The sequence below is a fragment of the Sphingomonas sp. GW821-FHT04B01 genome (genome assembly GCF_059420425.1).
The window spans coordinates 1-2,449 of record NZ_JBWKTR010000030.1; the positions used below are offsets into that span (position 1 = coordinate 1).

The 2,449-nt window shown below is 57.0% G+C and carries 1 protein-coding gene and 1 pseudogene; one reads left to right on the plus strand and one right to left on the minus strand.

Annotated features, from left to right (window positions below):
• Window positions 1-332 (minus strand): annotated as a pseudogene (locus AC07UH_RS21430) (transposase); the annotation flags it as partial.
• 106 nt (window positions 333-438) lie between these two features.
• Between AC07UH_RS21430 and AC07UH_RS21435 the strand changes: the two are divergent.
• On the plus strand, window positions 439-2,211 hold the full coding sequence (locus AC07UH_RS21435; protein WP_495182204.1) for an AMP-binding protein: 1,773 nt from the start codon (window positions 439-441) through the stop codon (window positions 2,209-2,211).
• Window positions 2,212-2,449: the final 238 nt, after the last annotated feature.

A 2,449-nucleotide genomic window follows, 5' to 3' on the forward strand; every position in this document is an offset into this window, starting at 1 on the left:
CCCGCCGCTCACTCATCCCCAGCGCCGTTTGGAGATGCGCGACCGCTTCCCGCTTCGCGGCGGGCGTCACCATTTTTTGAGAGCAGGTCCTTCAGACCTGCGTTGTCCAGCATTGTGTCCGCCAGTAACCGTTTGAGCCGGGCGTTCTCTTCCTCAAGCGCCCGTAGACGCTTCGCGTCGGACACCTCCAGACCGCCGAACTTGGCCTTCCAGGCGTAATAAGTGGCGCTAGACATGCCGTGCCGGCGACACAGATCCATCACCACCGCACCTGCCTCGGCTTCCTTCAGGATGCAGATGATCTGCTCTTCAGAAAACTGTTTCCGCTTCATCTGTCCGTCCCTTTCCAGGGCCGGACTCCAGCTTCAACTGGAGGAAAAAACGGGGGTCACGTCAGGGCCAGCATGAATTTTTGTCCGCGCGGCAGAGGATTCCGACTTGGACATCCCGAGCACCCAAACGTCACCATCTCTCTTTGCACAATTCAATGCAGAGGCGATAAGAGTGATGAAAGCTGGCGACGAGATGGGGCAATTGGAGCCGGCAGCAGGCATAAGCCCGGCTGCGCCGACATGCGAATATCCCCACGCATTGACACCGGCCGCTTATGCCGCCGCCGTGGCATCATTGCAGGCATTTCCCGAGGGGCGGGCAAATGCTGCAGAGATTTGCTGCGACCGAAATGCTGCCGACGAAACCAAGATTGCTCTCATTCATTGCGGATGCGACGGTGCGGTCACGCCGTGGACTTTCGCTACTTTGAAAACATTGTCGCAGAAGTTTGCTGATGTGCTCAAGCGCGAGGGTGTCGAAGTCGGAGACCGTGTGGCTGGGCTGCTTCCGCGCTCCCCCGAGCTACTTATAACAATCCTGGCTACATGGAGGATCGGCGCGGTATACCAGCCTTTATTCACAGCCTTCGGGCCTAAGGCGATTGAACACAGGCTAGTGGAGGCCAGAACGAAGCTTGTCGTCACTGACGCTGGCAATCGGTCGAAGCTGTCGGAGCAATCGGTGTCGGTACCGACCATTGTGGTTGGTGCAGAACCAATGGTCGATGACACAGATTTCTGGTCAGCGCTCAACCACATGACAGGAGGGTCAGAGGCCGTGCCGCGTGACATTGATAGTCCCTTCCTGTTGATGTTCACGTCTGGCACAACCGGGCCAGCCAAGCCGCTCGAGGTGCCGATCAGGGCAATCATGGCGTTCACTGCCTATCTGCAGAACGCCGTTGGTTTGCTGGAAACCGATCGGTACTGGAACCTCGCCGACCCGGGCTGGGCCTATGGCCTTTACTATGCTGTGGCCGCGCCGCTCGCGATGGGCGTGGCGACGATCTTCAATGAGAACCCATTCAACGTCGAGGAAACATATGATCTGATCAACACGCTGGGTGTCACGAACCTCGCAGGTTCTCCAACTGCCTTTCGTCAAATGACCTTGGCAAGCGTCGAGGTTGCTACACGGATAAGGGGCCAGCTTCGCGCGGTGAGCAGCGCCGGCGAACCCCTTGGTTCCGAGATCGTTCGTTGGTTTTCAGAATATCTCTCCGTAGCTGTAAATGATCATTATGGGCAAACCGAGGTCGGTATGGTCGTGTGCAATCATCACGCCCTTGATCATCCCGTCCGACTTGGTTCGGCAGGCTTTGCTTCCCCCGGTTACAAAGTTGTGGTCTGTGACAAGAAGGGTGTAGAACTCGACCCGGGGCAACCGGGTATCCTGGCCATCGACCGGGAACAGTCGCCTATGTTCTGGTTCGACGGGTATGTCGGCCACGGAACGGCCGCCTTCATGGGAAAATATTATCTTAGCGGTGACATTGTGGAGCAGGGTGAGGATGGTAGCATATCATTCCTCGCTCGATCGGATGATGTCATAACCACGTCCGGCTACAGGGTAGGTCCATTCGATGTTCAAAGCGCGCTGCTCGAACTGGAAGCCGTCATCGATTCCGCGGTAATTGGAAAGCCCGACCCCCATCGAACCGAGATTATAAAGGCATTCGTGGTTCTGAAAGAGGGCTGGCAGCCAAGCGACGATCTCGTTGCGTCAATGCAAGCCTATGTGAAGGCAAGGTTGTCTGCTCATGCCTATCCCCGCGAAATCGAGTTCGTCACCGATTTGCCACGGACACCGAGTGGCAAAGTGCAGCGTTTTCTCCTGCGTCAGCAGGAACTGGCGAAGTCCAAAGACGGCTCGGCATAGGATCATGCATGAACCTGGGTCGCAGGTGCCTGATCAAATGGATCGAGAGGAGGATGAGCGCTGTCTAGCACAATCGCGAAGGGGCTTCTCTCCGGTTCCAGCTTTGCATCAGGAATAATCCACGAGTTGCGGGCGATCGCAAGCCACGATGACCTGCTTTCGCTAGGGTCAGGACCCATTGATGGGAGAGGCGCGATCTGATTGAGGCTCCGTGAGGAGACCGTGAATGAGCGACCTG